The organism is Vibrio sp. V19_P1S1T109, from assembly GCF_002241375.1.
Lineage (GTDB): Bacteria > Pseudomonadota > Gammaproteobacteria > Enterobacterales > Vibrionaceae > Vibrio > Vibrio anguillarum.
In genome coordinates, this window is the sequence record NZ_NDIM01000152.1 from 1 (window position 1) to 5642 (window position 5642).

The window sequence follows — 5642 nt, forward strand, 5'->3', positions numbered from 1 at the left end:
GCACGAAGTGGCTATAGTACACCTTGTCATCTCGTTAGTCATTGCGACTAACATGTTGAGCAAGATGACACTTCCTTTTGAAGGCTGACTTTACTTTCTCCTAATCAGGAAACTGATTATTTCAATTGGCGTAAGTTAATTGCTTTATATATTCCGACCACACATTATTGTGTGGTTTTTTTTTTGCTTATATACCCTTCCTACTTGAAGCCGCAGCGGTGTTGGCTACGTTCGTTTGCCTATGCTTATTGGGACTCACTCACTTGCCGCCTACCTGCAACTCCAAGTTGTTTGGGTATAACTCCATTATTCATTTAAAGATTAAGTGATTATCCATCTCCTTTACCTACATTACTTTCTTCGATTCGATGCGAATATCACGTTTATTTAAACACTTGTTTGATTGTTTTAACAACCTCGTTACAATGTGCCAGGTCAGACCTCTATTCTAAGGAGAAACAATGGGCAAACAGGAAGTCAAAACGCGCTCTGGTGAGCGTGTGGCTATCGTCGCGGGGTTGCGTACCCCTTTTGCGCGTCAAAGTACCGAATTTAGTCAAGTTCCTGCAGTCGATTTAGGCAAGATGGTGGTGAGTGAACTGCTTGCGCGAACGGAACTCGATCCTAAATTGATCGAACAACTCGTCTTTGGACAAGTCGTGCAAATGCCTGAGGCACCAAACATCGCGCGTGAGATCGTTTTAGGGACAGGAATGAACATCCATACCGATGCGTACAGCGTCACACGAGCGTGCGCTACCAGTTTTCAGGCGGCGGTGAATGTGGCTGAAAGCATAATGGCTGGCACGATTGATATTGGTATGGCTGGTGGTGCCGATTCGTCTTCCGTTTTGCCGATTGGGGTGTCTAAAAAATTAGCCGCTAGCTTACTCGCTTTAAGTAAAACCAAAACCGTTGCTCAGAAACTCAGCATCTTAAAATCATTATCTTTTAAAGATTTAATGCCAGTCCCCCCCGCGGTCGCTGAATATTCAACGGGCCTTTCGATGGGGCAAACGGCTGAGCAGATGGCAAAATCTCATCACATAAGCCGACTGGATCAAGATGCTTTGGCACATCGTTCTCACTCTTTAGCTTCACAAGCTTGGAAAGAGGGCAAAATCCAAGGCGAAGTCATGACGGCATTCCCAGAGCCCTATAAAAAGTGGATCGCTGAAGATAACAATATTCGTCATGACTCGACTCTGGAAGGTTATGCCAAGTTACGTCCAGCGTTTGATAGGCAATATGGTAGCGTGACGGCCGCCAACAGCACACCACTCACCGATGGCGCTGCCGCTATTCTATTAATGCGTGAAGGCCGTGCTAAAGAGCTTGGTTTGGAGATTATGGGTTATATCCGTTCTTACGCTTTTTCAGCGATTGGTGTTGAACACGATATGTTAATGGGACCGTCTTATGCGACACCGTTAGCCTTACAACGTGCAGGTATTGAGCTTTCCGATCTCACATTGATTGACATGCATGAAGCGTTTGCCGCGCAAACCCTCTCTAATATGAAAATGTTCGCCAGTGATAAGTTTGCACAGGAACATCTTGGTCGAGCAAAAGCGATTGGCGAAATTGATATGGATAAATTTAATGTGCTAGGTGGTTCTATTGCGTATGGTCACCCCTTTGCGGCGACGGGTGCGCGCATGATCACACAAACACTGCGTGAACTAAAACGACGTGGTGGTGGTTTAGGGCTGAATACCGCTTGTGCAGCGGGTGGTTTGGGCGCGGCAATGATTTTGGAGGTTGAATAATGAGCACAGAGAGAGCTTTTCATTTAACAATTGATGAACAAAATATTGCGTGGCTGGCGATTGATGTTCCCGGCGAAAAAATGAATACGCTACAAGCGGCGTTTGCCCAAGAGATGCAAGAGGTTTTTGCGACCTTGGAGGCTCAAAAAACCAGCCTAAAGGGGATGGTGATTCACTCGCTTAAGCCAGATAATTTCATTGCTGGAGCGGATGTCCGTATGCTGAACGCTTGCCAATCGGCCAGCGAAGCACAAGCATTGGCCAAGCAAGGTCAGGAGATGTTTCAAACCTTATCGGATTTGCCATTCCCAGTGGTTGCCGCGATTCATGGCCCATGCTTAGGTGGTGGTTTAGAGCTGGCGCTGGCTTGTCACTACCGGGTGTGCAGCGACGCGGACATCACGCGTTTGGGTTTGCCCGAAGTGCAATTAGGCTTGCTACCAGGCTCCGGTGGAACGCAGCGGTTACCGCGTTTGATTGGTTTGTTACCTTCTCTCGACTTGATGTTGACGGGTAAACAGCTGCGCGCAAAAAAAGCAAAACAGCTGGGTGTTATTGATGCTTGCGTAGCAGAGACTATCTTGCTGGATGTGGCCAAGAAGTATGTGCTCGATAATTCTGGGAAAAAACGTCATCAGGCCAATACGTCGGCCAAAGAGAAATTAATTTCTCATACGCAGCTTGGTCGCAAATTAATTTTTGATCAGGCCGCTAAAAAGACTAAGCAAAAAACACGAGGTAATTACCCAGCCGCAGACGCGATTTTAGAGGTGATCCGTCACGGTTTAGATCGTGGTTTGAAAGCCGGGTTAGAGCTTGAAGCGAAGCGATTTGGTGATTTGGTGATGAGCTCGGAATCCAAAGCACTGCGCTCGATTTTCTTTGCCACCACCGAAATGAAAAAAGAGACGGGCAGCGACGCAAAACCTCAAACCGTGAAACGTATCGGCGTATTGGGCGGTGGTTTAATGGGGGCAGGGATCAGCCATGTTAGCGTTGCAAAAGCCAAGGTTCCCGTACGAATCAAAGATGTTTCGAATGATGGAGTATTAAACGCGCTCAATTACAACTACAAATTATTCGATAAACAGCGCAAGCGTCGCATTTTATCCAAAGCGCAGATGCAGACAAAAATGGCGCAATTGTCTGGCGGGATTGATTTTACCAGTTATCAGCATATCGACGTTGTCATTGAAGCGGTATTTGAAGATCTCACGCTTAAGCAGCAAATGGTGGCTGATGTTGAAGCGAATGCCAAAACCAGCACCATTTTTGCGACGAATACTTCCTCGCTTCCAATCCAGAAAATTGCAGCGAAGGCGGCGCGTCCAGAGAATGTGATTGGATTGCACTATTTCAGTCCTGTTGAAAAAATGCCTCTGGTGGAAGTGATCCCTCATCAAACCACATCGCAAGAGACGATAGCCACAGTGGTGGCCTTGGCGAAAAAACAGGGCAAAACGCCGATTGTGGTCAAAGATTGCGCTGGTTTTTATGTTAACCGTATCCTTGCACCTTACATGAATGAAGCGGCGCAGATCCTGATGGCGGGTGAGTCGATTGAAAAGATAGATACGGCTTTGCTCGATTTCGGTTTCCCAGTCGGCCCTATCACGTTATTGGACGAAGTGGGCATTGATGTTGGCTCGAAAATCATGCCAATTCTAGTGCAAGAACTCGGCCCACGTTTTCAAGGACCAGACGTATTTGATTTGCTGCTCAATGACAATCGCAAAGGGCGTAAAAGTGGTAAGGGATTCTATACCTATAAAGGTAAGAAAAAAGAAATCGACAAATCTATCTATAAATTGCTGAAAATAACGCCAGATGCCAAACAGAGTGATAAGGAGATCGCGCTGCGTTGCGTGCTACTTATGCTGAATGAAGCCGTACGTTGTTTGGATGAGGGCGTAATTCGTTGTGCGCGAGATGGCGATATTGGTGCGATTTTCGGTATCGGTTTCCCGCCGTTTTTGGGCGGCCCATTCCGTTACATAGACCAAATTGGTATCAAGAAATTAGTGGAAATGATGAATCAACATGCTGAGAAGTATGGCGATAAATTCGCTCCTTGTGATGGGCTACTGACTCGAGCTGGGGTTGAAGCACGTTTTTATCCGTAGTCATCTCGGCTGTTTTCATTCATATGTTTGCTTAAATTAGGCGAGGGAATATCCTCGCTTTTTTTCATTTATAGCCAATGAGGTCATCTCTTTATGCGAGTTATTCTCAGTTTGGTATAAGATTATGGAAAATCATCAATAAGGAATCGAAATGGATGCACTAGAGTTGCTGCTTAACCGTCGTTCAATCGCCAATCTCACATCGCCTGCACCTGAAGGCCTGGTCTTGGAAAATATTATTAGAGCAGGCTTGCGAGCGCCCGATCATGGCGGTTTAACCCCTTGGCGTTTCGTGATTGCTCAGGGAGCGGGTTTGCAAAAGTTGTCGGGCATTTTGGCGTCTGCTGTGCGAGCGGATAACGGCAGTGATGCGGAGATAGAAAAAGCGAAAAATGCACCGTTTCGAGCACCCATGGTAATCACAGTGATCGCGAAAGTTACGGAGCATGAAAAGGTGCCAGTGATTGAACAGCATCTCTCTGCGGGATGCGCAGTACAAGCGATGCAAATGGCTGCAGTAGCCCAAGGTTTTCAAGGTTTCTGGCGTTCGGGAAGCTGGATGTTCCACTCTCACGTTCGGCAAGCATTAGGTGCTAAGGGCGATGATCAAATCGTTGGTTTCTTATACCTAGGAACTGCAGGGTGCACGCCAATGAAAGTGCCTGAACGTGATTTGAGTAAATTTATTGAATTTCTATAGCGAGTTTATTGACTATCTGCCGCTGCGATAACTCATGGCCCAGCAATGCTGGGCCTAAAATCTAGTGGATGTGATAGGCAATCACAAAATCAATAAATAGCCTGACTTTTTCAGGTAGATGATCCTTGTGGTTATACAGCATATAAATATCACGAGGGTTGGAAACCCAGTCTTCCAGTACTCTGACTAAGCTGCCTTCTTCGATAAATTCTTTAATCATTACATCTGGCATTAAGGTGATACCCAGCCCCTCAGAGCAAGCGCTGCGCACTACGTTTAAAGCGTTGGCCTGAAAACGACCAGTATCACAATTGACCACGCATTCCCCTTTATTGTTGGTCAACTGCCATTTTACTAGAGGATATCCCTTCAATAATGAATGATTACTGAGCTCTTCGGCATGAGTTGGTGCAGGGTGTTTCGCTAAATACCCTGGGCTTGCGACTAACACATCTTTCACTTCATTAATTTTTCGCGCAATCAAACTGGAGTCTCGTTGAGGTCCAACTCTAAAAATGACATCCCATTCGGTTGGGTCAAGTTGATCGGCCTGATTGCTGGTGGTCAATTCTATGTTGATATCTGGGTACTGCATCATGAAGGCATTGAAGATAGGCATCATCATGCGTTTCGTGACATTAGATGGTGACGATATTCTTAGTTTGCCTGAAGCGCCACGACATTCATCGGTGAGCTCTTCTGCTGTTGCAGCTAAGCGATGCAGCAACGGTGAGCACTCTTGAAAAAAACGTTCACCCGCTTCAGTCAGCGAAAGTTTTCGAGCATGGCGATTCAACAATCTAAGATTCAGAGAATCTTCCAATGCTTGAATGCGTCGGGTAATGGTCGCAACGGGGATCATTGTTTTACGAGAAGTTGCGGTATAGCTTCCATTTTCGACAACCAGTCGAAAGAGGTTTAGGTCATCTAATTTCATTGTTCCTGACACATTATTTTTCGAATTTGAGTAATTTATACGTATATCATTTGTCAAATCTTGAGTCATATCAACTTGTTTGACGAAAGTAACATTCCGTACAATCCATACAT

The 5642-nt window shown here is 45.8% G+C and carries 4 protein-coding genes; 3 read left to right on the forward strand and 1 reads right to left on the reverse strand.

All coding sequences use genetic code 11. From position 1 onward, the window contains the following. Positions 1–461 precede the first annotated feature (461 nt). From fadI to B9J87_RS07105, 3 genes are all read left to right on the forward strand, one after another. Positions 462–1769 carry an acetyl-CoA C-acyltransferase FadI gene (fadI, locus tag B9J87_RS07095; protein WP_013857245.1) on the forward strand — a complete coding sequence of 436 codons (1308 nt, stop codon included), beginning with the start codon at positions 462–464 and terminating at the stop codon, positions 1767–1769. Next, positions 1769–3892: a fatty acid oxidation complex subunit alpha FadJ gene (gene fadJ / locus B9J87_RS07100; RefSeq protein ID WP_094149969.1), complete on the forward strand. Its 2124-nt coding sequence runs from the start codon at positions 1769–1771 to the stop codon at positions 3890–3892. The genes fadI and fadJ overlap by 1 nt, the downstream gene beginning before the upstream one ends. A gap of 151 nt (positions 3893–4043) precedes the next feature. Continuing rightward, on the forward strand, positions 4044–4592 hold the full coding sequence (locus B9J87_RS07105; RefSeq protein WP_088721091.1) for an NAD(P)H nitroreductase: 549 nt from the start codon (positions 4044–4046) through the stop codon (positions 4590–4592). Positions 4593–4653: 61 nt separating this feature from the next. Here B9J87_RS07105 and B9J87_RS07110 read toward each other — a convergent pair whose 3' ends face one another. Further along, entirely contained in the window at positions 4654–5529 is an 876-nt protein-coding gene (locus B9J87_RS07110) for a LysR family transcriptional regulator (protein ID WP_026027659.1), read from the reverse strand. Between the last annotated feature and the right edge of the window lie 113 nt (positions 5530–5642).

Excerpts from the sequence above, each read along its gene's own strand:
- B9J87_RS07110 (WP_026027659.1), bottom strand. The coding sequence starts at position 5,529 with ATGAAATTAGATGACCTAAACCTCTTTCGACTGGTTGTCGAAAATGGA.
- fadI (WP_013857245.1), top strand. The coding sequence starts at position 462 with ATGGGCAAACAGGAAGTCAAAACGCGCTCTGGTGAGCGTGTGGCTATC.
- B9J87_RS07105 (WP_088721091.1), top strand. The coding sequence starts at position 4,044 with ATGGATGCACTAGAGTTGCTGCTTAACCGTCGTTCAATCGCCAATCTC.
- fadJ (WP_094149969.1), top strand. The coding sequence starts at position 1,769 with ATGAGCACAGAGAGAGCTTTTCATTTAACAATTGATGAACAAAATATT.